18 protein-coding genes are annotated in these 24,294 nt (G+C 45.6%); 5 read left to right on the forward strand and 13 right to left on the reverse strand.

Annotated elements, in window-relative coordinates:
• Positions 1-51 precede the first annotated feature (51 nt).
• Positions 52-1,230, forward strand: coding sequence for a M20 family metallopeptidase (locus BM358_RS11945; RefSeq protein WP_028541700.1), 1,179 nt, complete (start codon positions 52-54; stop codon positions 1,228-1,230).
• A gap of 42 nt (positions 1,231-1,272) precedes the next feature.
• Positions 1,273-2,343 carry a glycine-rich domain-containing protein gene (locus BM358_RS11950; RefSeq protein WP_028541701.1) on the forward strand — a complete coding sequence of 357 codons (1,071 nt, stop codon included), beginning with the start codon at positions 1,273-1,275 and terminating at the stop codon, positions 2,341-2,343.
• Positions 2,344-2,432: 89 nt separating this feature from the next.
• On the opposite strand, the gene glgA is transcribed toward BM358_RS11950, so the two are convergent.
• Together glgA and glgB are read right to left on the reverse strand one after the other, a co-directional pair.
• Positions 2,433-3,875 carry a glycogen synthase GlgA gene (gene glgA, locus BM358_RS11955; protein ID WP_028541702.1) on the reverse strand — a complete coding sequence of 481 codons (1,443 nt, stop codon included), beginning with the start codon at positions 3,873-3,875 and terminating at the stop codon, positions 2,433-2,435.
• A gap of 21 nt (positions 3,876-3,896) precedes the next feature.
• Positions 3,897-5,819, reverse strand: coding sequence for a 1,4-alpha-glucan branching protein GlgB (glgB, locus tag BM358_RS11960; RefSeq protein ID WP_023988957.1), 1,923 nt, complete (start codon positions 5,817-5,819; stop codon positions 3,897-3,899).
• 236 nt (positions 5,820-6,055) lie between these two features.
• Between glgB and BM358_RS11965 the strand changes: the two genes are divergently transcribed.
• A complete protein-coding gene (locus BM358_RS11965) occupies positions 6,056-7,282 on the forward strand; it encodes a glucose-1-phosphate adenylyltransferase (protein ID WP_028541703.1) in 1,227 nt (408 codons plus the stop codon).
• 79 nt (positions 7,283-7,361) lie between these two features.
• Here the strand turns inward: BM358_RS11965 and BM358_RS11970 are convergent, their stop codons facing one another.
• From BM358_RS11970 to BM358_RS11990, 5 genes are all read right to left on the reverse strand, one after another.
• Positions 7,362-8,792 carry a sensor histidine kinase gene (locus BM358_RS11970; RefSeq protein ID WP_023988959.1) on the reverse strand — a complete coding sequence of 477 codons (1,431 nt, stop codon included), beginning with the start codon at positions 8,790-8,792 and terminating at the stop codon, positions 7,362-7,364.
• A complete protein-coding gene (locus BM358_RS11975) occupies positions 8,789-9,487 on the reverse strand; it encodes a response regulator transcription factor (RefSeq protein WP_023988960.1) in 699 nt (232 codons plus the stop codon). Before BM358_RS11975 ends, BM358_RS11970 begins: the two co-directional genes overlap by 4 nt.
• Position 9,488: 1 nt before the next feature.
• Entirely contained in the window at positions 9,489-10,823 is a 1,335-nt protein-coding gene (locus tag BM358_RS11980) for a hypothetical protein (RefSeq protein ID WP_023988961.1), read from the reverse strand.
• Positions 10,820-11,545 carry a phosphonate ABC transporter ATP-binding protein gene (locus BM358_RS11985; RefSeq protein WP_023988962.1) on the reverse strand — a complete coding sequence of 242 codons (726 nt, stop codon included), beginning with the start codon at positions 11,543-11,545 and terminating at the stop codon, positions 10,820-10,822. Before BM358_RS11985 ends, BM358_RS11980 begins: the two co-directional genes overlap by 4 nt.
• Before the next feature lie 82 nt (positions 11,546-11,627).
• On the reverse strand, positions 11,628-12,785 hold the full coding sequence (locus BM358_RS11990; protein ID WP_023988963.1) for an MFS transporter: 1,158 nt from the start codon (positions 12,783-12,785) through the stop codon (positions 11,628-11,630).
• A gap of 437 nt (positions 12,786-13,222) precedes the next feature.
• On the opposite strand from BM358_RS11990, the gene BM358_RS11995 reads away from it, so the two are divergent.
• Positions 13,223-14,140, forward strand: a complete 918-nt coding sequence (locus BM358_RS11995) for a hypothetical protein (protein ID WP_023988964.1) — start codon at positions 13,223-13,225, stop codon at positions 14,138-14,140.
• A gap of 66 nt (positions 14,141-14,206) precedes the next feature.
• Positions 14,207-14,971 carry an HAD family hydrolase gene (locus BM358_RS12000; protein WP_028541704.1) on the forward strand — a complete coding sequence of 255 codons (765 nt, stop codon included), beginning with the start codon at positions 14,207-14,209 and terminating at the stop codon, positions 14,969-14,971.
• Positions 14,972-15,040: 69 nt separating this feature from the next.
• Here BM358_RS12000 and BM358_RS12005 read toward each other — a convergent pair whose 3' ends face one another.
• The 6 genes from BM358_RS12005 to BM358_RS12030 form a co-directional block, all read right to left on the reverse strand.
• On the reverse strand, positions 15,041-17,389 hold the full coding sequence (locus BM358_RS12005) for a type IA DNA topoisomerase (protein WP_028541705.1): 2,349 nt from the start codon (positions 17,387-17,389) through the stop codon (positions 15,041-15,043).
• Between the two features lie 563 nt (positions 17,390-17,952).
• Positions 17,953-19,440: a glutamate synthase subunit beta gene (locus BM358_RS12010; protein WP_023988967.1), complete on the reverse strand. Its 1,488-nt coding sequence runs from the start codon at positions 19,438-19,440 to the stop codon at positions 17,953-17,955.
• Between the two features lie 238 nt (positions 19,441-19,678).
• The gene (locus BM358_RS12015) at positions 19,679-20,167 is read right to left on the reverse strand and encodes a dihydrofolate reductase (RefSeq protein ID WP_028541706.1); all 489 of its coding nucleotides are present in this window, start codon (positions 20,165-20,167) and stop codon (positions 19,679-19,681) included.
• Positions 20,168-20,184: 17 nt separating this feature from the next.
• Positions 20,185-20,979: a thymidylate synthase gene (gene thyA / locus BM358_RS12020; protein ID WP_023988969.1), complete on the reverse strand. Its 795-nt coding sequence runs from the start codon at positions 20,977-20,979 to the stop codon at positions 20,185-20,187.
• A gap of 254 nt (positions 20,980-21,233) precedes the next feature.
• A complete protein-coding gene (lpdA, locus tag BM358_RS12025) occupies positions 21,234-22,655 on the reverse strand; it encodes a dihydrolipoyl dehydrogenase (protein ID WP_023988970.1) in 1,422 nt (473 codons plus the stop codon).
• Positions 22,656-22,658: 3 nt separating this feature from the next.
• Positions 22,659-24,272, reverse strand: a complete 1,614-nt coding sequence (locus tag BM358_RS12030; RefSeq protein WP_028541707.1) for a 2-oxo acid dehydrogenase subunit E2 — start codon at positions 24,270-24,272, stop codon at positions 22,659-22,661.
• Between the last annotated feature and the right edge of the window lie 22 nt (positions 24,273-24,294).

A 24,294-nucleotide genomic window follows, 5' to 3' on the forward strand; every position in this document is an offset into this window, starting at 1 on the left:
GCATACCTAACGCAGTACCTACATTACAGCTTATATAAAGGAGTTTTCAGCATGGATTTTAAACAGACCATTCAACAGACCATCGAGCAGCATGCCCCACGGTTTAAGGACATTTCGTTATTTATTGGCGCAAATCCTGAACTTGGAAACGAGGAATTTCTGGCCGCTGCCCGTTTAAAAGAAGAACTGGTTTTTCACGGATTTGAGGTCCAGGCACCTGTATTGGGCATAGAAACAGCCTTTATTGCAACTTACAAAGCTGCAAAACCCGGGCCGGTTGTCGCTTTTCTGGCAGAATATGACGCTCTGAAAGGTCTAGGACACGCCTGTGGGCACCATTTGATATGTATGATGAGTACTGGTGCTGCCGTCGGCCTCAAGTCGATCATCGACGAAACTGGTGGAGAAGTACGGGTATATGGCACACCTGCCGAAGAAACACGCGGTGCAAAGGTCCCTATGGCCGCTGCCGGATTGTTTGATGATTGCGACATAGCACTTATGACGCATCCTTATGACCGTTACGAAAAATCAGGCAAATCACTGGCGATTGATGCTGTACAATTCGAATTTTTTGGTCAATCTGCTCACGCGGCTGCCAGCCCGCACGAAGGCATTAACGCGCTGGACGCTGTGATTCAAACGTTCAATGGCATCAATGCGTTCCGTCAACAAGTAAAAAGTACAGTGCGTATCCATGGGATCATTAACCAGGGTGGGCTAGCAGCCAATATTATTCCTGATTACGCCTCAGCCCAATTTTATGTGAGAGCCGCTACACGTCAAGAACTGAACCCGCTGACTCGCCGTGTTATTCAAATTGCTGAAGGAGCTGCTTTACAGACCGGGTGTCGTTTGGAGACCTCCAATTATGAGACTTCTTATGATGAAATGGTCACGAACCGTGTACTTTCCGATGCGTTTACCGCAAATTTGGTGCAGGCTGGCATTTCACAAGAAGATATAACGGAAGGCGAAGATCACGGCTCCATGGATATCGGAAATGTATCGCTTCATTGCCCTGCTATCCATCCTTACATTCAAGTTATTGACGAGAAGCATGCCTTGCATACACCAGAATTCCGCGATTTGACGATGCAGGACCGGGCCATGGAAGGAATGCTGCTGGCTGCGAGAACTTTGGCATGGACTGCTTGCGATGTAATCACGAATCCTGAACTGCTAGCCCGGATAAAAAAAGAATTCGCTCTGCTGAATAACGAACGCTAAATCTTAATTCCGTGTTCTTTCAGAAAGGAGTAGTCAGCCATCATGGATAGTATGAGCAGCTTTTGGACGTTGTTTATTGTGGTGATCCTCATCATTTTTGGGTTTATATTCCGTGCAATACGCAGAAACCGGGGAAACAGAAAAACACGGAGCCGGAATGCTTTTTTCCTCAGCTCCCCATCCCCTTCGTCCCTTGCGCAGGAGCGTCATCCAGAGATTACAGAGCTGATGCAGCTACTGGAGCAATCCATTCCCGCCTCCTATGCTCATAGCGTAAGGAGTCGTGTAATCGAAGCCCACCCTGAGCTGACGGAGCAAGAATATGATTGGCGCTGGCATGAGCTAAAACGATATTTTATGCTATGCGCGATTATGAATCGAGTGCCTATGTTCAGTAGCGATATGGATGAATTATGGCACGAAATGTTGATGTTTACCCGCGAATATCAGCAATTCTCGGAAGCTTTTTTTGGTCGTATGCTTCACCATGCGCCTCATTCCGGCGGCTCTCAGCCGATGCCTGAGGAGCGGGCGTGGTTTGACTGGTTGTATGTAGAATGCTTTGGCTGGAACCGCTATAGCGCCAGTTTGTGGGGAACTTTTTTTAATCATCCATTACCGAGCGACGAGCTTTCGCGCTATTACAAACTCACAACTTCCGCGCAGCCAGCAGGTGACCGCTGGAATACGCAGGAGGATATAGCTATTTCACAGCAGGCCCAACAAGCGGTTCATAAGATTGTACAACATCTGCACGAGCGGGTGAATAAAGCGGTGGATGATCCTGAGGGTAAGCAATTGCCTAAGGTCAACTATTTACAGGTCGACTATTTGTTATTAGCTGTTGTGTGGTATTCATGGTATCAACCTGAACAATTTGCCATACACATGCACCCGGATGCTTCAGGTAATGCCGTATTAGCTAGCTCATTCGGTTGTAGCTCGGCAAGCGGCTGTTCAAACTGGGATACACATCACTCGCACCATCATTCCTCCCATGACAGTTCTCATCATGGAGGCTCTTCTCATCATGATTCAGGCGATTCTGGTAGCCATTCTTCGTGTAGCAGTGGCTCTTCATGTGGAAGCAGCTGTGGTGGTGGGGGCGACTGATCATAGTAAAAAAGGGAATTCCTCAGCCAGAAAACTTGGCTAAAGGGATTCCCTTTTTCATTAACATGACTGGGGTGTTCCTATTCTGTTCAGTCCGTTTTTGTTAGCAAATGGTAAATATCCATATACGCTTCGGCTGAAACATCCCAACTATATTCTCCTGCAAAAGCCGTCTGTGTAAGCTTCGACCAATGCTCAGATTGGCGATAAAAATGAACAGCACGACGAATGGTGTTCAACATATCATGTGCATTGTAGTTCGTGAAACTAAATCCGTTTCCTTCACCTGTGGATTCATTGTAAGCCTGCACAGTATCGTTAAGGCCCCCTGTTTCTCGTACAATAGGGATACTTCCATAACGAAGCGCCAGCAGTTGGCTGATCCCGCAAGGTTCAAACCTTGATGGCATAAGATACATATCGCTTGCCGCATATATTTTTCGTGACAGAGGTTCGCTAAAAGCGAGCTGCGCTGACATTTTCAGTGGATAGCGTCCTGCTGCCTCACGGAACCAATGCTCAAAAGCCGGATCCCCTGTTCCCAGCACGACAAACTGGAGATCATCATAATACAAGATTTCGTCAAGCACTCTCGTTACCAGATCTAGCCCCTTCATATCTACAAGCCGGGTTACCATGGCAATCATAGGTACGTCTGGCCGCACTGGCAGACCCAGCTCCTGCTGCAGGCCAATTTTGTTTTCCTTTTTCTTTGTCAGACTCGTGCGGTACTTCGTATAAATACGATTGTCCGTGGCAGGATTGTAGCTTTTGGTGTCAATTCCGTTCACAATCCCCGTTAAGCGACCCTGATCTCCCAATTTACGAAGCAGACCCTCCAGACCATATCCGTAAAATTCCGTTTGAATCTCCTCTGCATAGGTTGGACTTACGGTCGTGACATGATCCGAGTACGTAAGCCCACCTTTCATAAAATTCAGTCTGCCATGATATTCCACACCCTCGGGGGTGAAATAGCTCCCATCCAGGTTGAGCAGCTCAGTTAAGACCTCATACGGAAAATCCCCCTGATACAGCAGATTATGTATCGTAAACACCGTGCGAATATCACTGTAGAAGGGCAAATGTCGATAATCAGCATTCAGAAGCAGCGGAACCATCGCCGTATGCCAATCATGACAATGCAAAATATCCGGCCGAAAGTTCAGTTCAGGCAGCACTTCTAAAATCGCCCGGTTAAAAAAGGAAAAACGTTCGCCATCATCCATATAACCGTAAATACCGTCACGACCGAAGTAATACTCATTGTCAATAAAATAAACCTTGATTCCGTCTAATGTCAGTTCCTCTATTCCACAATATTGATTACGCCAGCCTACGGCTACTTGCTTCACCGCTACCGGACGCAGAGACTTTTTATAAGTATCGGGAATCCCCGCATATTTAGGTAAAATGATTCGGACGTCGCACCCCGCCTGACGAAGTGCCTTCGGCAGTGCGCCAATGACATCAGCCAACCCGCCTGTTTTAATAAATGGATGTGCTTCTGCTGCCGCAAACAAAATGTTCATATGTGCTTCCTCCTTATGTGTTTAATCTGCTTTTTTAGGCCTCCGAGGCGCTTTCTTGAGTATAACGATGCTCAGGGGTGGTATGGTCACCTCCAAGCTGTGAAGCTGTCCGTGGCAAGGGATGGGGGCGGTCCGTATTATTCCCGTATTCAGCTGGTCCCTTCCCCCAAAGTCCTTATGATCACTGTTCAGCAGTTCGATATAACTCCCGGCCTTTTCCAGCCCAATTCGGTAGTTCTCTCTGGGCACGGGCTGAAAGTTAATAAGCACGACCAGTGTATCTCCCGGCTTTTTACTTTTACGTAAATACGTAATTACGCTCTGCCCACGGTCCTCCGCCTCAATCCACTGATATCCATCCCACGAATGATCAAGTTCCCATAATGCCTTTTCCTGAATATACAAATGATTCAGCGCTTTCGTAAAAGCGTGCAGCGAACGGTGACTGTCATAATCCAGCAGAAACCAGTCAAGCTGCTCCTCATCCTTCCATTCGATGAATTGGCCGAATTCCCCTCCCATAAATAAGAGCTTTTTGCCCGGGGAGGTGATTTGGTAACCGAGAAGTGCTCGAAGCCCGGCAAATTTTTGCTCATAGCTACCTGGCATTTTATCAAGCAGCGACTTCTTACCATGAACAACCTCATCGTGCGACAACGGCAGTGTAAAATTCTCGCTGTACGCATAAGCTATGGGGAATGTCAGCAAATTATGGCGCTCCGGCCTCTGATCGAAATCCGTTTCGATATAATCAAGCGTATCGTTCATCCAGCCCATATTCCATTTGTAATTAAAACCGAGTCCTCCATCGCTTACCGGGGAAGTCACCATCGGCCAGGCACTGGACTCCTCTGCCATCATCAGAGCATACGGATAATAGCGGAATACTGTTTCATTCAGTTGTTGAAGGAAGGCAATAGCCTCCTCATTTTCAATGCCTCCTTTAGAGTTAAAACGATATTGACCGTCCTGCTTTTCAAAATCCAGCCGTAGCATACTCGTCACAGCATCTACGCGCAGGCCGTCAATATGGTACACATCCATCCAGAATAGCGCATTAGATATCAGGAAAGAACGCACCTCCGGCTTGCTGTAATCAAACGTCAGTGTTCCCCAGCCGGGCTTTTCCGCAATCAGCGGATCCGCGTATTCGAACAGGGGCGATCCGTCAAACAGCCTTAATCCATGAGCATCCTTGGCAAAATGGGCTGGAACCCAATCCATCAGCACTCCGATTCCCGCCTGATGGCAACGATCCACCAAATACATAAAATCATGCGGTTCTCCATACCGGCTTGTGAGTGCAAAATATCCGGTGAGCTGGTAGCCCCAGGAAAGATCATACGGATGTTCACTCAGCGGCATCAGCTCAATATGTGTATACCCCATATCGGTCACATAAGGCACAAGAAGATCTGCTATTTCCCTGTATGTATAAAACGTACCATCTTCTTTTTGCTTCCAAGTGCCCAGATGAAGCTCGTATATGTGCAGAGGCTTTCCATAAGGTGCTCTACGTTTTCGGCGCCAAATCGCATCGTTCCAAGCATAACCATCTATAGAAGCTACCACAGAAGCCGTTGCCGGTCTCACTTCAGCACGTACCGCGTAAGGGTCTGCTTTCAGGAATCGTTCACCGTTTGCCCCCGTAATGTCGTATTTGTAAAAAGTTCCTTGGGATATCCCCGGAAAAAAACGACTCCAAAAACCGGATTTGGGAACCCTATATAAGGAATCCTGTTCCCCATTCCAGTTGTTGCGATCTGTAGCAAGCCCGACATGGAGAGCATGAGGAGCCCAGACCGTAAAGCGGACGCCCTGTTCTCCGTTCTCCACAGTAAGGTGGGAACCCAAAGATCGGTAGCTGTGATAAAGCGTTCCTTCATGAAACAAATAAATATCTTCCGATGAAATAGCCTGTTGCGGAAGAGTTTGGTCTGTCATCACGTCACCACCCTTATATGTTTTGTAAGTAAAAATGTATGAATCGGTAATGCATTCGCTTTTGGGTCAAAGCTGACCTGAGTTATTACCCCATTCTAGCCACAATGAACAGAAAAATGACTAGGAAAAAAATAAACCTTAGTTTTGGGGGAATCTTATATACCTTATGGTTTCAAGAGTACCCCATACCGTTTATGTATGTACTACACTGACAACTAAACCGGGAGGGAAACGAAATGTTTAATAAAGAATGCATTGCCATGCTGCTGGCAGGCGGAGAGGGACGCCGTCTTGCTCCCCTTACTTCAACGATTGCAAAACCCGCCGTACCTTTTGGCGGTCATTACCGGATCATCGATTTTCCTCTCAGTAACTGCGTAAATTCAGACATTGATACTGTAGGTGTACTGACGCAATATGAGGCAGAATCCTTGCACGAACATATCGGGGATGGAACACCATGGGGTCTTACAAAAACAGATGACAAAGGAATTACCCTGCTTCCATCTTATAACACAGGTAACGCTGAATACTTAGGAACGGCAGATGCTATTCATAAGAATATCGAATATATTGACAGCCAAAATCCGGAGCATGTGCTTATTTTATCCGGTGATCATATTTACTATATGAATTATCGTGAAATGCTAAACCACCATAAGGAAAAAGGAGCTGCGGCTACCATTTCTGTCATGGAGGTACCTTGGGATGAAGCACACCGTTTTGGTGTTATGAGTGCCGATAAAGATCTGCGTGTCACAGAATTTGCAGAGAAACCGGAGAAACCGGAAAGTAATTTGGCCTCTATGGGGATTTACCTTTTCAAATGGGATTACTTAAGAAATTACTTGTTAGAAGACGCACAGGATGCTCAATCCAGTCATGATTTTGGTAAAGATATCATCCCTAAAATGTTAGCGGACCAAGAATCCTTGTACGTTTATGAATTCCAGGGCTATTGGAAGGACGTGGGTACCGTTAAAAGCCTATGGGATTCACACATGGATTTGTTACAGGATGATTGTGCTATCGACCTTCAACGCAAGGACTGGCCGATGTATACACGTGAACGCCGCACAAGGTTGAGCGCACAAAAGGTACCTAACCGTCAACCACAACCATTGGGCAGCTTGCTGCATGATTCCTGCCAAGTAGAGGGCCGAATAGAACGCTCCGTTGTATTTAGTGGTGTCGAGGTAGGTAAAGGATCAGCCATCAAAGAAAGTATCGTTATGCCTGACACACGCATTGGACGTAACGTCCATATTGAACATGCGATTATCGGTGAAGGTGCTGTGATTCGCGATGGTGCTGTCATTAAAGGTAACCCGGGCGAAATTATGGTCATCGGACCCAATGAAACGGTATTTGGTAAAATGGCGGTACGACCGCAAACTACACGTATGCTGAAAGAAGCTTACGAGCGCAATACACGCTTGCGTGCCGAAGGTTTTACCTCATAACGTACCCCCAAATTAAAAACAGCCAGCCCTCCCGATTGAGAGGACTGGCTGTTTTTCTAATTACACCTATAAGTAGGCTTTAAATCTGTCCTTCAGTAAGTTGTGATGGTTCCACGGATTGTTCTGCTTGCAGAGCAGGTAATGAAACCGTAATCGTAGTTCCAGCCCCCAGTTCACTTCTGATGAGCATCTGACCATGATGACGCTCGATAAACTGTTGCGAGATTGCCAATCCCAGTCCAGTACCACCGTTTTGGTGGTCTACCTGGAAAAAGCGGTCTCTGACTCTGGCAAGATTTTCAGCACTAATTCCAATCCCTGTATCTTGTACGGATATCTCGATATTGCCATCAATCCGTTGTAGAGACAGGAAAATAATTGAGCTTTCATGCGAAAACTTGATAGCATTGTCCACAATGTTCAAAAACACCTGTTTTAGACGGTTACCGTCTCCATGGACGAGATATGCCGTTTCCTCCGAATCCAGCTGAAGTTTTATCTGCTTCATTTCTGCTTTGGCCCATACGTTCAGCATAATTTCCTGCAAAAGCTCCCGTAGATCCACCGTTCCCATCACAAGCTTCATGGCATTCTGCTCCAGCTTGGAAAAATCGAGGATTTCCTCCACCAAGCCAATCAGTCGATCCGTCTCTTTAGAAATAATCTTCATCCCGATTTTCGTCTCTTCCGGGTCATAACCGCCAGAATTTAACGTTTCACTCCAACCTTTAATAGATGTAAGCGGAGTACGCAATTCATGAGATATGGATGATATAAAATCATCCTTGATTTGATTTGTTCTGACAATTTCCTGTGCCATATAGTTCAGAGTCGAAGCCAGTTCACCCAACTCATAGCGATAATCGCCTTCAATGCGTGCATCAAACCTCCCCTGAGCCATCTGAGCAGATACATCGCGGATATTATTAATTGGTCTAACAATGGAATTCGCGAGCCCTGTACTGACCACAAATACAATAACCAGTACAGCTGCCATGATGCCAAGAGAAAACAGCGTAATCGTAAACAACTTATCATTTACCAATTCCAGCGAAGTCGTATACCGAATAACATACACCTGGTCTCCGACGATATTGTCCAGTTTTTGAGATACCGCCATCACCTGCTGCCCCGTACTCGGTTGCTTTCCGATCCATTTGCCCGTATCTCCAGCTAATGCTTGTGTCACATCACTTGTTTGCACACTTAGATCTGCTGCAAAATTAGTCGAGTTATCAATTACATTTCCCTGTTCATCAAGCAACTGCAGTTCAGTGAAGGGCAGAGAAAATGTATTTAACAAATACGATTGCAAAGACTGTTCCGGCTCTTTGAATTTGGGTGCAAATTCACTTACCGATTCGATACGGCTTTCGATATGTTTGTAAATGGAATCGTAATAGTACGACCGGAGTGCAAACATAAAAATGACTTCTACTAACAGAAGCGCCAAGAACACTACGAAAAAATAGTGAAGCACAATCTGTCGGCGAATCCCCTTTTTGATCATTGAGACTGACCTTTCCATTTATATCCATGTCCCCACACTGTTTGTAAAAAAGCTGGCTCAGATGGATTGTTTTCAATTTTCTGCCGCAAACGTCGGATGTTCACATCCACAATTTTCGGATCGCCCATATATTCCTTGCCCCATACGTGATCAAGTAGAACATCTCGGCTGAGCGGCGTGTTTTCTTTTTCGAGAAAAAATTGAATCAGGGAAAACTCAGTCGGTGTCAACTCGATCAGCTGCCCGCTCTTCTTAAATTGCTTAGCAATCAAATCTAGCGTAAACGGTCCAGACTGGAAGGACACTTTGGCTGCTGTTTCACGATGTACATTCACCCGACGCAATAACGATTGAATCCGTGCAATCAGCTCCGTCGGGCTAAAAGGTTTACTCACATGGTCATCGGCCCCTACAGACAAGGCATACACCTTATCCTGCTCCTGTACCTTCGCTGTGAGAAAAATAATGCCGATGCGCTCATTCGTTTCCCGGATTCTCCGACAGACTTCAAAACCATCCATACCGGGTACCATTACGTCAAGCAGTGCAATATCAATATCCCGCACCGTGTTCAAAATATTCAGAGCCTCATGCCCTTCCGACGCCTCCAGCACCTCAAAACCGTTACGTTTCAAGTTAATGACAATAAAACTGCGAATGGATTCCTCGTCTTCCATGATTAAAACTTTACTCACTCTACTCTACCTGCCTTTCCCCCATCTTGTTTTTTATAGTTTTACGCGGTTCCAGCTCACTGGATCGCTTAATGCCAATGACCTGCGCATTCGTTCGCCACAGTTGGCTATACCCTTCGTTGTTTCGCTCCCATTGTGACAACGAGAAAAATTTAATTTCCGCAATCGTTTTGTCTGTATCATCCAAAATGAAGCGCAAATAGCTGTCCTTCTTCGAAACTTTCGGATCAATCGTCACCTTGCCATGCAGCTCTTTCGGTAATCTGAAGTAGACCTGTTCATTAGAATCACGATACTGCTGCTGCTTAAAAATCGTCCCTTTCGCCCCGTCCCACTGATAGAACGACACAAAATATGGAACCTCATCCAGCGGCTTGTTACTCCAACCTTTTGGCTTCTCCAAATTACCAAATTCCAGAATACCGTCACCATCCACATCACCACTGGCGATGGTCGCATCCTTGAAGGTGACATCCATAAGATTAAGCTTCCTGAGCTTGCCGTGATCCATCACAATGACATTGGAGACGGTAGTGGTCTGGGCAATTTTGGTATCTATAACAATCCCCTGCCTACCCTCGGCTACCTTGCCAGCAACGACATTATAGACACCTAAGACCTGACTGTCCAAATCCAACGATCCGATTTCCTTAAAGGTTCCCCCACTGAATTGAAATGTTTTAACTGTAAAGAATTCATTACGTCGCAGCGTGATAATCGTCAAATCATTCAAATTATCCCCGTTCAAGTCCATCTTGTTATGGTTAAAATCATCTACGACGAAGTCCGTATAGCCTGTAGCATATATTTTCTCCAGAGTTCCTCCGGTATAGGAATACACGATGAGTCCCTTCTGATCCCCGCCATCGCCACTATCTCCACTGGAAAAACCCGCTACAATATCGAGTGTTCCATCATTCGTTAAATCCACGAGCTTAAATGACTCTAGCACAGTGCCTTCCCCATCAAACGTTAGCTTCTTTACCCACGTTCCGCCCTGATCTTCAAACAAGGCACCATGTATTTTTACGCTCTCATCTGGCGTTTCATAAAAGAGCACTGCTTCGTCTGTGCCATCATTGTTCAGATCACCCGTCCGAATTGGCGTCGGGTCATCTGGGTCATTCGGTCTTAAAGGCTGTACCGCCCCTAGTTGCGTATTCACTGCACCATTCAACTGCTGTTTCTCGTCAGACATCGTCGGTGTCTCCATCAGCGAAATGGGATCGCTAATAACATTACAGCCGCTTAAAAATCCAGCAAGGAGCAGCAAGGAACAGCAGCCAGCTACCATTCTCAACAGCATTATTTTCACTTCTCTTGCCGTCCCCTTCACAATTTGTTCTTTTCTGCTTGTGTCAATCGTCTTCCCTGAATATCAAACACCAATTCACCATCATTCAACCCCCATATACGGGAAGCAAAGCGTTCAGCCATTTCCAGCGGCAATACAGTAATGATCGTCACCCGCTCGTCAGAACACAGCTTGCGAAAGGTCTCCAATACATGCGCTGCCGAAGCTGGATCAAGTCCATTTACAGGCTCATCAGCTAAAATAACTTTGGCTCCGTGCACGAGAGCACGCGCAGTCGCTACCCGCTGCCGCTCGCCACCGCTGAGCTTGTCGCATTTATCATGCGCCTTATCCAGCAGACCCAGATCCTCCAGTACGTCCATCGCTCCCATGTAATCGTCGGAACGCACCATACCGGTCACCATTCTCCACATTGGAGTTTGACCGGATCTGCCAATGAGCACATTTTTAAGAGCGGTTCGATTCATATTTAGATGCGGGTTTTGCTCCAGGTATGCCCATTCCCGCTTTATTTTCATCTTGCCCGTCCACCCGGATTTCAGCACATCATTGCCACCTACAATTAAACTGCCTTCATCCCATGGCTCTAGTAAAGCAAGACAGCGAAGCAACGTCGTTTTGCCGCTTCCACTTGGCCCTACTATGGCAATGAATTCGCCCTGATGAATTTCAGCATCAATTCCTCGAAGTAGCTGGGTCCGTTCAGGCCCCACTTGCTTGGTCAGCTTCCGAATTTTAATCATCTAAGTGATTCCCCTTTGCGCGCCATCAATACTGTTTATATTTTATAGTAAATGTGAAACAAATACCATGCAAACCGCAGTTTTAAACCGCCGGTACTCTTTTTCTGGAAAACAGACCTAACAATCCGAAAACAACGTAACTACCTCCAAGGACAAGAAACATGCTGCCTTGAGTTCCATAGTCCAGCAATCCTCCGCTAATATTAGGTCCGATCACACTTCCCAGATTAAAGTGAAAGGATGCCAGTACATTCGCGGCTGCTAAAAATGATTTGGGCAGCAGATCAGCGGCATAGGCCAAACCGAGGGAGAAAAAGGAGCCTACTAAACCACCTGCTAGGGTCAGCAATATCAAAGTGAACATAAAATGATTACCGCTCCATGGTAGCAACATAAAGGTTATTCCCCCTGCTATACCTACGCTCATTAGCACCTTTTTACGTCCCCAACGGTCACTCAGTATCCCTAGCGGTAGCTGCAGCACTAACCCTCCCAAACTGACGAACGGCAGCAAGGCGGCGATTTCATCGGTATGAAAGCCAATACGTAGGCCATAGACTGGAAAGTTACTGTTCAGGCTCGCTTCCATATAGCCGTATAGAAATGCTGGCAAAAGAGCGTACCATGCCCAGCTGTAACTGCGACGAAATCTTTGAGTGGGACGTGCCTCGGACTCCAGCTTCTCCGGTCTGGAGTCCGGCAGCTTAATTAACACCAACAGCAAGACAAGCAAGCACAATAAGGCCAACGCAGCGAATGGAACCAGCATTCCATAATCGAGTAGCCATAATCCCAATGGTCCTAATGCAAAACCCAGACCGTATGACATACCATAAAAGGAAATGTTGCGGCCTCGCTTCTCTGCTGGAGTCACCAGCAATATCCATAGCTGCGCAGAGTAGTGCAGTGCACTGTCACCAATACCTACTAGCAGACGCAGTACGAACCATACCCGAATATCAGGGATTAGCGGGAACAGCAGCAGCGTAATGAGCACTAGCACAAGCCCTCCGGCCATCAGCTTTTTGAACCCCAACAAGCCCAATGTCCGTTCTGCCACCAACGTCATTGCGAATGAGCCAATATACAGGGCAGCCGCATTCATTCCGTTTAGTGAAGAGGAAACTCCCATTTGTTCCAACGAGATAGACAGAATAGGTAATAATAAACCTTGGCATAATCCGGCAACAATAATAACAGCAATTAAAATAAAATAATGAACCCGTAACGACGACGACATCCTAGCTCCTCCTGATCGAACAAATAAAATAATTAAAATTAATGTTAAGAAATGATTTGCATTTGATTCCATAATCAATAATAATTCTTATCACTATGTATTCCATACCGTCCTGCAAAACCGACAAACACATACAAATTCAGGTGTAATTAGTGTATTAGAGAATAGAAGAAAAAAATCGCCATCTGAGATGACGATTTTACGGAAAGAGCTTGTCTGGTATGTATCCGACTCCTTTGGTTAAGGAGCCTCGTATGTTCAATCCGAACCCATTCACGTCACAACGCACTATTTCATATTATAGTGGACAATCCCTGGCAGAACAAGCCATAATAAATAAGTGAGCAATTATTAAAATGCTCATGTTTTGCTTATGGACGGGCTTAATTACGTTCACCGCTCTGGGCTAGAAGACAGAATAGGAGGCATTGGGTTCCATGAGTTATCAAATTAAAATAGACACTTCTCCAATTTATGAATTGCTCGGCAGCTTCATGGCCTATGTGACTAAAAAGTGGGTCCAAGATATGGACTTGGGCCATGAATGGATCGACAAGGTGGATGCACGACTACAACATGAAGTTCGTACTGAGCTTGCTACAGCTCAGGATTGCCCTTTTAGCGATTATGACGCGCTCTATGCCTGGGCGTTACTTCGACCGGAATCGGATGAAATATCTGATTATATCTCTTATTTGGACCACGGTCCGGATAAAGATATGTTTGAGCTGCTCGTACCGCATATCCCTTTTTTAACCTTTGAAGAATCTTTACGCATTCGTAAGGTATACGCACCACTCCTCAAATTGTGGGACCGTGATTATTTTCGGGCCTTGGAAGGCGAACTACGTGTGTTGGCAGAAGAAGACGCTGCGGAAAAACGCATGCTACTGAGTAAAATGGAACCGGAAGCACTGGTTGAGTATGCGACAGCTGGACTAGTCGTGCCACACATGGAAGACCTGGATACAGTAGTCCTATTTCCGGTTGTCCATAATCGCCCGATTAATTCATACTGTTTTTATACCCGCACACTGCTGATCCAGTATCCGGTAGATATTCCCGAGGAGAGCGAGGAAGAACCGCCTACGCTTCTGCTACGGCTCACTCGTGCGGTCAATGATCCGCAGCGGCTGCGAATTCTGCGTTATGTAGCTCAAGGTCCTAAGTCTCTCGAAGATATGCGCCATGATTTGAGCCGTTTGGAAGATACACTCATGTCTGATATGATGATTTTACGAGTGGCTGGTCTGCTCCGTATTCACATCGGACGTTATCATAAGGAAAAATTCAGCATCCGTCCCGATGGCGCGGCTGATTTACAGGTATTTTTGGAATCCTATATTGGATTGTAATTTAAATTGTACTTTTAGTTATAACCAAAGCAGCGTTAAAGCTTTGGCTTGGAAGGAGTATGCATCATGTCGTATCCGAAGCAGCACATTTTATTTGATCTTGATGACACCTTAGTCCACTGCAACAAGTATTTTGACCTTATCCTCAACCACTTTTTCGATTTGCTTCAGGAATGGTTTGCAACTCATAATCTAACGAAAAATACGATTCGTGAAAAACAAATCGAAATTGATGTGGCTGGAGTTCATCAAGTGGGCTTTGCCAGCGAGCATTTTCCACAATCTCTGATAGATACGTACCAATTTTTCTCGGAACAATTCGGACGCCGTCTCGATTTTCGGGAAGAGCAGGAGCTTCGCTCTCTTGGCCGAAGTGTGTACGAACAGGAAATCGAACCGTATCCAGGCATGGTCGAAACGTTGAACTCCCTCCAAAAAGCAGGGCATTCCCTCCATCTTTATACTGGGGGTGAGCAGATCATTCAAGAAAGAAAGATTGAACAAATGAAACTGGCTACCTACTTTAATGAGCGCATCTACATTCGCCAGCATAAAAATGTCGAAGCACTGGAAGAAATCATCCAGATGAATCGCTTGGACCGAAGCATCACCTGGATGATCGGGAATTCTCTGCGCACTGATGTATCTCCAGCCCTTGCCGCAGGTATTCATGCTGTGTATCTCAAGCAGCCTAAGGAATGGATTTACAATATGGTTGAATTGCAAAAAAACGTGAACTCCGTGATGTATACGATACAGAAGCTAACGGAAGTACCACGAGTTATCCACGAAAGCATACAATTGCATCAACAAAAAAGGACCCTCGGATAGGGTCCCTTTTTTGTTTTTAAAATGTTATTCAACCTTTGATTCAGCCAAAATGGTGGTCTAAACCCTGTCTCAGGATTCCTCTCGAACGCTAAGTTGTCCTGTACCTGGTTCATTCAGAACAATTCGCGCTTTGACGGTCGATCCATCTTTACGCTTAAAAGACAACAATTGCGTCTGTCCCTTCGTCAACAGAGATTTGAGCATCGTTCCGGTAATCTGCTTTCCAGCATATTCCTTCCAGACGACAAAGCCACAACCCTTCTTGTAGTGGCTGCACCCATACCCTTTGCGGCCTTCTATAATGCTTCCGCCGCAATTAGAGCGTGGGCAGCTACCCAAAGCTTGCCTTTGGCTCACCGAAAAGCCTGAGGCTCCTTCGGAGGAGCTGCGTGCAGCGGAACCCGCTGTTCCCGCAGCACGACTTGCTGGTGCTGCTGCCTGCTCCAGCGTTGCGCTTCCACCGCGTCCTGATGTAGCACGCCCCACCCCTTTAGCGGCGGTGCCTCCACTCGCGCGTGCATTACGTGCGCCTTCTTTTCCAGCTGCACGCTTTCCCCTTGCTTCCTCGCCAAAGGCATTTGCCGGAGCCGGTGGCTGCTGCCTCACCTTGTCAATGATGGACAACGTAAATCTTTTAACGTTATCCATAAACTTCTCTTGAGCCGCCTCTCCTTTGGAAATTTGGTGTAGACGACGTTCCCATTGACCAGTCATCTCCGGCGAGGCTAATAGATCAACCCCAGCATGACGGATCAGGTCAATAGCCATCTTTCCCTTTTCCGTAATAAGAATCTTTTTGCCCTTCATTTCAATATAGCCAACCTTTTTCAATCGTTCAATTGTGGCGGCCCGCGTCGCAGGTGTGCCTAAACCGGCGTCCTTCATGACCTCACGCAATTCCTCATTCTCCATCTGTTTGCCCGCGCTTTCCATCGCCTTAAGCAATGTACCCTCCGTGTAGCTTTTAGGGGGCTGAGTCGCCTTTTCTTTCATCTCGGCCCGAACACAATCCACGGGACGCCCCGCATCAATCTCAAACTTCTTATCCGTCCACTCGTCCGTTTCCTCTTCATCCTCTTTTTTCGGTGATTTGCTCTTTTTACCTTTATCCTGATCAGCCTTACTCAAAACCACTTTCCATCCCAAGGAAAGAAGCTCTTTGATATTTGTTTTAAACAGATGCTTGTCCACCTGTGTCATTACGGTATGCATTTTGTATTCAGCAGGTGGGAAAAAATGTGACAAAAACCTGCGAATAACCAGGTCATATACATTTTGCTCCTCCTTGTTTAACGTTCCTGGCCTTTTTAACGTCGGCAGAATAGCATGGTGATCCTCAACACGAGATGGATTGCAGACCGATTTATTCTGTTTATGGACCAAATTGGGGTTGGCTTGTTGTACCAGATCAGCATAAGGACCTGTCCCCAGCATCCGTAGTGCCTTGTGCATGCCGTCTATATTTTGCTCTGTCACATAGTTAGAATTGGTACGCGGATAGGAAATGACCTTGTGTCGCTCATAAAGCGCTTGTGCCACATCCAGTGTTTTTTTGGCCGAATAACCGTACTTGGCATTCGCCTCGCGTTGAAGCAGCGTTAAATCGTACAATTTAAAAGGATACTCTTTTGTCTGCTTAGTATCATATTTGGTGATTTTACCTGTTTTTCCACGAACGGCCGCAGCGATCGCCTCAGCTTCCTCTGGCTTCGTCAACCGATCCCCCTGCCACGCACCTTTGTACTTGATCTGTTCTTGCTTAAATTCAGCCCACACATCATAGAAGGTTTGAGACTGAAATGCCTCAATTTCCTTTTCCCGGTCATGAATCAGTGCCAGCACGGGAGTCTGCACCCGTCCTACTGACAGCAGTGTATTATGTCGTGTTGTGAACGCTCTGGAAGCATTCATTCCGATCAGCCAGTCCGCTTCACTTCGTGCCCTCGCAGCTTGAGTCAGAAATTCAAACTCCGAAGCATCTCGCAATCGTTCAAAGCCTGTCGCAATACTTTCCGCTGTCAAATCTGAAATCCACAGCCGCTTAACTGGCTGATGCAACTTCAATTGCTGCTGAATCAACGCAAAAATATATTGCCCTTCCCGTCCAGCATCACAAGCATTTACGATAGCATTGCAGCGTTTAGCCAGTTCACCAATCATTTTCAGCTGATCTTTTGTTTTCGGATTCGGTACAATTTTGAACTGCTCAGGGATAATAGGAAGATCCTTAATATTCCATCGTTTGTACTTATCATCGTATGCATCCGGCTCAGCCAAACCCAACAAATGTCCGATCGCCCAGGTTACAATGTATTTCTCACCTTCCAAATAGGTACGGTTATTTTTAGCCCGCGGCTCCATAACAGCGGCAATCGTCCGTCCCATATCTGGTTTCTCAGCAATAATCAACGTCTTCATTCATACTCCATTCCTTCCTGACGGCCTTCTGTTTCTCCTCCATGAATCATACATATACATGGAATGTTAATGAAAACACAGGTATCCTGGCCTCATGCAAAAGGAGCCTTCTCCCGATGAAAGCTCCTTTGTAAATTCATTTAGTCAAACGCTTCAACAATATACGTGTATTATACCATAGATGCCATGCTTCTCTCAGGTCATGATTTTAAACAGTCAATAAAAGTTATGTATATGTTAGTTTATATTACATAAATATCGGATTTTATCTAATTTTCTTGTGAATTAATTCTTTTTTCTATAAAAAAGCTACACTAAACACTCTTTTTTATGTTATGATCATTTTATATAAGAGATATATGATTACACAACTGAATAAAAGTCATATTATATAACATACATTTCACAATACTTTACATACCACCATAGAAAATTAATTGAGAAAAATATTGTAGACCAATAAACATTTATTCATCTTTCACTTCTGAGACACTCAGCTTGAAATACAATAAAACCCCATCCGAAGATGGAGCTTTGACTGATCCGTAACATAAAATTTATAATTACACCAAAACGGTAGCGCCCATGAGGTATTTATCAACCTCTCGTGCAGCTTCGCGACCTTCATTAATAGCCCACACGACAAGACTTTGTCCGCGACGCATATCACCTGCAGCAAAAACCTTATCTACATTGGTAACATATTTTCCATAACGTGCTTTAACGTTGGAGCGACGATCCGTCTCCAAACCAATTTGCTCTACAATCGTTTGCTCAGGACCATCAAATCCAATGGCAATAAGAGCAATTTGTGCAGGGAATATGCGCTCCGTACCTGGAATCGGTTGATAGATTTTGCGGCCCGTTTCATCAACAATCCGTTGAATTTGAATGGTGTGTAGCTCTTTCAAATTACCGTTCTCATCACCTACAAATTTGGTCGTCATGATGGAGAACTCACGCGGATCTTCTCCGAACAGCGCCTTCGCTTCTTCCTGTGCATAATCGAGAGAATACACGTTTGGAAATTGTGGCCAAGGATTGGCAATCGGGTCACGCTCCATAGGCGCTTTGGTGTGAGTACCAAATTGAGTGACACTCCGACAACCATGACGCAAAGAAGTAGCTACACAGTCTGAACCCGTATCACCACCACCGATTACAATAACGTCTTTACCTTGGGAGGACAAATAGTTGCCATCTTCCAGGTTGGAATCCAAGTAACTTTTGATGGTACCATTCAGATAGTCCATCGCATAATGAACACCCTTCAAATCGCTACCTTCAATGTTGAATTCTCTTGGCTTCGTAGAACCACCGCATAGGACAACCGCATCATATTCAGCAATCAACTGATCGGTAGGGATATCTTTGCCGATTTCCGTATTTGTGATGAATTGAATACCTTCAGCCTCTAGCAAATCCACACGCCGCTGAACAACCTTCTTATCCAATTTCATAGACGGTATTCCATACATCAATAATCCACCCACACGGTCCGCACGCTCATACACAGTCACGCTGTGCCCTGCTTTGTTAAGCTGAGCAGCTGCAGCCAAACCTGCCGGACCCGAACCAACAACAGCCACACGTTTGCCTGTACGCTTTTCTGGCGGATTAGGAACGACCCAACCTTCCTCAAAGCCTTTTTCGATAATAGCTTCCTCAATGGTTTTAATTGTAACAGACTGTCCGATCAGGCCGACTGTACACGAACCTTCACATGGCGCAGGACAGACACGACCTGTGAATTCCGGGAAGTTATTCGTTTTGTGCAGCCGCTCTAGTGCTTCCTTCCACAAACCACGATATACGAGATTGTTCCATTCCGGAATGAGATTATGAACCGGGCAGCCTAAAGTTGCTCCCATGATATCCATCCCCGTATGACAATAAGGAGTTCCGCAGTCCATACAACGCGCCCCTTGGGTACGCAGCTCTTCTTCGGACATATGCTTATGGAATTCTTCCCAATCCTTTATACGCTCTGCCGGGTCCCGGTCTGTAGGAAGCTGCCGTGTGTATTCCATAAATCCAGTTGGTGTAGACATGTTACGTTCCCCCATCTCTTCGCTTATGAACCCCGATCATCCATTCAGAATTTAAGTCAAATTCGAATTTGTCTGTTTGTATTATGAAAGGGTCTGTTCTCGTTGAATTTGATTTATTGTATCACAATACAGCGTAAAAGTGATGAAAACTTATGCAACTTTCTGCATCAACAGCCAAAAGGATTTTTTATATGGTTTATTAATTTTTCAAATGAGTGGGGTCGGATACAGTCTATTCTTATTCCGTTCTCTCGTAAATAACAAAACGATACTCATAGGGATTTTTGTCATCCTTGATACCCGGGGTCTCACTGACTATATTCCAGCCGTTCCAACCCAGCTCAGGGAAGGTTGTATCGCCTTCAAAAGTCTCCTCAATCCGAGTCACAATCAGCCGATCAGCATGTGGCCAAAACAGTGAATAAATCTCCGCTCCTCCAATGACCATTAACTCCTCCTGCTTTGCTAATTGGAGCCCTTCTTCCAGTGAATGAATTACTTCCGCACCTTCTGCCTGATAGCACTGATCTCGAGTCAAGACGACGTTACGTCGGTTTGGCAGGCTTTTTCCTCCAAAGGATTCCCACGTCTTGCGTCCCATGAGTACCGTTTTATTAATCGTCTGTTCTTTGAAAAAGGCCATGTCTCTAGGGAGGCGCCAGGGAAGTTTGTTATCCCGGCCAATCACACCATTTTGTGCCATAGCCCATATCATTGAAATGCCCATTTTTCCACCTCCTCTAATCAGATGGCGACAGGCGCCTTAATCCCTGGATGATACTCGTAATTTTCAAAAGCAAAATCGTCGTAGGTATAATCAAAAATCGAATCCGGCTTGCGCAGAATTTTCAACTGAGGCAACGGATAAGGATCACGTTCCAACTGCGTATGCACTTGCTGCATATGATTTGAATAAATATGCACATCGCCGCCTGACCAAATAAATTCGCCGGGCTCCAAACCGCACTGCTGTGCAACCATATGCGTTAGCAATGCATAACTTGCGATATTGAACGGTAACCCTAAAAAGGTATCCACAGAACGCATCGTTAGCATACAGGAAAGTTTCCCTCCAGCTACATAGAACTGAAATACAAAATGACATGGCGGCAACTTCATCGATTCGATTTCAGCTACATTCCAAGCACTGACGATGTGTCGACGTGAATCCGGATTATTTTTAATAGCCTCAATGACATTCGAAATTTGGTCAATATGTTGTCCATCTGTTGTTTCCCACGAGCGCCATTGTGATCCATATACAGGCCCCAGATTGCCCTGCTCATCCGCCCATTCATCCCAAATGGTAACTCCGTTCTCCTTGAGATAAGAAATGTTGGTATCTCCCCGCAAAAACCATAACAGCTCATGAATAACGGATTTCAAATGTACTCTTTTGGTGGTCACCAAGGGGAAGCCCTTGGCCAGATCAAAACGAAGTTGTCTTCCGAAAACAGATAGTGTACCCGTTCCTGTACGATCCTCTTTTTTTACTCCATTCTCTAAAATATCCTCCAGCAGTTCCAAATAGTTACGCACGTTATTCCTCTCCTTTGAGCATGAATAAAAACCTGGCATCGCCAGATTCTAATCTTTAAAATTCTTTTTCTGCACCAATATCTATATTTAGTTTATCATGTACGGTGCTTCGTTGACCATGTACTGTGTGAATTTTCATGGTAGTCCTGAAAATCCTAAAGTTTGAAAAAAAAGAGACAAAGAGCGCAGATATAGCGCTCCTTGCCTCTCTTTGTCATGTATGAAAACCAAAAACGAGATAATGAAAAATGGTATTAGCGACGTGGTGCCAATGCGTGGATCGGATGACCCAGCACGACTTCTGCTGCTTCCATAACGATTTCGCCCAATGTAGGGTGAGCATGAATAGTCAAGGAGATATCTTCGAGTGTAGCACCCATTTCAATCGCCAGACCCAGCTCAGCAATAAGGTTGGAAGCTTCCAGACCTACGATTTGCGTACCCAGTACCAGACCTGTGTCAGCGTCAGCTACGATTTTCACAAAACCTTCAGCAGCGTTCAGGGAAACCGCACGACCGTTTGCTCCATAAGAGAACTTGCCAACTTTGACATTGTAGCCTTTTTCTTTGGCTTGTGTCTCTGTGTAGCCTACACTGGAGCATTCTGGATCTGTGAAAACGACAGCCGGCATACACTTGTAATCTACTACAGACGGCTCGCCTGCGATTGCTTCAGCAGCTACTTTACCTTCGTAAGAAGCTTTGTGCGCCAGAGCAAGACCAGCTACGATATCGCCGATTGCAAAGATGTGAGGAATGCTAGTACGTCCTTGGTGGTCAACTTTCACCATTCCGCGCTCATCCAGTTCGAGGCCAATCAGATCCAGACCCAGTTCACCGTCAGTGTTTGGACGACGTCCAACAGTTACAAGCAGATAATCAGCAGTTACTTCTTTGCTTTCGCCGTTAACGGAGAATTTCACTGTTACGTCTTTATCTGTTTGCTCTGCACTTTCCGCTTTAGCGCCAGTGAAGATTTCGATGCCAGTTTTCTTCATGCTTTTCGCAACGATTGAAGTCATATCTTTGTCGAAACCAGGAAGCACTGTATCCATACCTTCAATGATCGTTACTTTGGAACCGAATTTGGAGTACATTTGTCCAAGTTCTGCACCAATGTATCCACCACCGATTACGATCAGGCTTTTCGGAATTTCAGGCAGGTTCAATGCTTCTGTAGAAGACAGAATGCGTCCGCCAAATGGGAATGGTTTCAGTTCGATTGGACGGGAACCTGTTGCGATAATTGCATTTTTAAAACGATAACGTGGTGATTCATGTTCGTTGAATACACGCGCTTCGTTTTCGTTGATGAACATGCACTCACCATTGAAAACTTCAACTTTGTTGCCTTTGAGCAAGCCACTTACGCCGCCTGTCATTTTCTTAACAACACCGTTTTTGAATTCTTGTGTTTTAGCAAAGTCTACTTTTACGTTCTCAGCCGTAATACCGAAAGACTCGCCATGTTTAGCTGCTTCGTATTGATGAGCTGCAGAGATCAAAGCTTTGGATGGAATACATCCACGGTTCAGACAGACACCGCCCAGCTCAGATTTGTCAACGATCAATACGCTTTGTCCCAATTGTGCGGCACGGATGGCAGCTACATAGCCGCCAGGACCCGCACCGATAACCAATGTGTCAATATCCAGAGAAGCGTCTCCTACTACCATTGATTACACCTCCATAACAAGCAACTCAGGGTTAGCGAGCAGCTGTTTGATATAGTTCATGAAGTTTTGAGCAGTTGCACCGTCAATAATACGGTGGTCAAAGCTCAAGGAAAGAGCCATTACTGGAGCAGCTACAATTTCACCGTTTTTCACGACTGCTTTTTCACTGATGCGGCCAGTACCCAAAATCGCAACTTCAGGGAAGTTAATGATTGGAGTAAAGAACATACCGCCTGCGGAACCGATGTTAGTGATGGAGATTGTACTCCCTCTCATCTCATTCGCAGCCAATTTTCCATCACGACCGCGCACAGCTAGATCACGAATGGAATCAGCAATCATCCAGATACTCTTACGATCAGCATCTTTGATAACAGGAACGATCAAGCCGTTGTCTGTATCTGTAGCGATACCGATGTTGTAGTATTTTTTGTAGACAATTTCGTTTGCTTCTTCGTCGATCGTGGCATTCAGAGCCGGGAATTGACGGGAAGCAGCAACCAAAGCTTTTACGATGAATGGCAGGTAAGTTACTTTTGTGCCTTTCTTCTCAGCAATTGGTTTGATACGAGTACGGAAAGCAACCAGTTCAGTTACATCTACTTCATCCATAATCGTAACGTGCGGAGCCGTATAAGCCGATTTAACCATAGCATTGGAAATAGCTTTGCGGATACCTTTAAATGGTACGCGCTCTTCCTCAGCACGTGGATCTGCTGCTGGTGCGGATGGTGCTGCAGCTTTCGCTTCTTTCTTAGCAGGCTCTTGTGCTTTTGCAGCTTCTTTCGCTACTGGTGCAGCCGCTTGACCTCCACCATTTTTGAAAGCTTCTACATCTTCTTTGGTGATTTTACCATTTTTGCCGGAGCCACTCACTTGAGCGATGTTTACACCTTGCTCACGAGCAAATTTGCGGACGCTAGGTGTAGCCAATACGTCTTTGTTAGAAGCAGCAGGTGTTGCAGCTGGTTTTGTGTTAGCTCCGCCTTTTGCAGCATCCTCTTCTTGTTTCACAGCAGCTGGTGCATCTTCTTGTTCAGGAAGTTCGCCCTCTGCAGCGATTACAGCCACAACTTGACCTACATTAAAGATGTCGCCGTCTTTGGCAAATACTTCTTGAACCGTACCATTGACTGGACACGGAACTTCAACTACTGCCTTATCGTTCTGTACTTCCATGATGATATCTTCATCTGTTACTTTGTCGCCGGGCTTGATGTGAATCTTGATGATTTCGCCTTCGTGAAGACCTTCACCCAGCTCTGGGAATTTATATTCAAATCTAGCTGTACCTGCAGCTCCGCCTTGTGCAGCAGCACTTGGTTCAGGGCTAGCAGCTGGTGCTTCTGGTGCATCTTCTTGTTCAGGAAGTTCACCTTCTGCATCAATTACAGCTACGACTTGACCTACGTTAAAGATGTCGCCGTCTTTGGCAAATACTTCTTGTACTGTACCATTAACCGGACAAGGAACTTCAACTACAGCCTTATCGTTTTGTACTTCCATGATGATATCTTCATCTGTTACTTTGTCGCCGGGCTTGATGTGAATCTTGATGATTTCGCCTTCGTGAAGACCTTCACCTAGCTCCGGGAATTTATATTCAAATTTAGCCACGTTTAAAACCTCCCAAATTTAC

The sequence above is a fragment of the Paenibacillus sp. cl130 genome, assembly GCF_900116035.1.
GTDB classification, from domain to species: Bacteria; Bacillota; Bacilli; order Paenibacillales; family Paenibacillaceae; genus Paenibacillus; species Paenibacillus polymyxa_B.

Bases quoted from the DNA above. Each gene is read 5' to 3' on its own strand.
- lpdA (WP_023988970.1), bottom strand. From the start codon at position 22,655: ATGGTAGTAGGAGACGCTTCTCTGGATATTGACACATTGGTTATCGGT.
- BM358_RS11950 (WP_028541701.1), top strand. From the start codon at position 1,273: ATGGATAGTATGAGCAGCTTTTGGACGTTGTTTATTGTGGTGATCCTC.
- BM358_RS11990 (WP_023988963.1), bottom strand. From the start codon at position 12,785: ATGTCGTCGTCGTTACGGGTTCATTATTTTATTTTAATTGCTGTTATT.
- BM358_RS11965 (WP_028541703.1), top strand. From the start codon at position 6,056: ATGTTTAATAAAGAATGCATTGCCATGCTGCTGGCAGGCGGAGAGGGA.
- BM358_RS12005 (WP_028541705.1), bottom strand. From the start codon at position 17,389: ATGAAGACGTTGATTATTGCTGAGAAACCAGATATGGGACGGACGATT.
- glgA (WP_028541702.1), bottom strand. From the start codon at position 3,875: ATGAACATTTTGTTTGCGGCAGCAGAAGCACATCCATTTATTAAAACA.
- glgB (WP_023988957.1), bottom strand. From the start codon at position 5,819: ATGACAGACCAAACTCTTCCGCAACAGGCTATTTCATCGGAAGATATT.
- BM358_RS12000 (WP_028541704.1), top strand. From the start codon at position 14,207: ATGTCGTATCCGAAGCAGCACATTTTATTTGATCTTGATGACACCTTA.
- BM358_RS11970 (WP_023988959.1), bottom strand. From the start codon at position 8,792: ATGATCAAAAAGGGGATTCGCCGACAGATTGTGCTTCACTATTTTTTC.
- BM358_RS12010 (WP_023988967.1), bottom strand. From the start codon at position 19,440: ATGTCTACACCAACTGGATTTATGGAATACACACGGCAGCTTCCTACA.
- BM358_RS12015 (WP_028541706.1), bottom strand. From the start codon at position 20,167: ATGGGCATTTCAATGATATGGGCTATGGCACAAAATGGTGTGATTGGC.
- BM358_RS11995 (WP_023988964.1), top strand. From the start codon at position 13,223: ATGAGTTATCAAATTAAAATAGACACTTCTCCAATTTATGAATTGCTC.
- BM358_RS11945 (WP_028541700.1), top strand. From the start codon at position 52: ATGGATTTTAAACAGACCATTCAACAGACCATCGAGCAGCATGCCCCA.
- BM358_RS11985 (WP_023988962.1), bottom strand. From the start codon at position 11,545: ATGATTAAAATTCGGAAGCTGACCAAGCAAGTGGGGCCTGAACGGACC.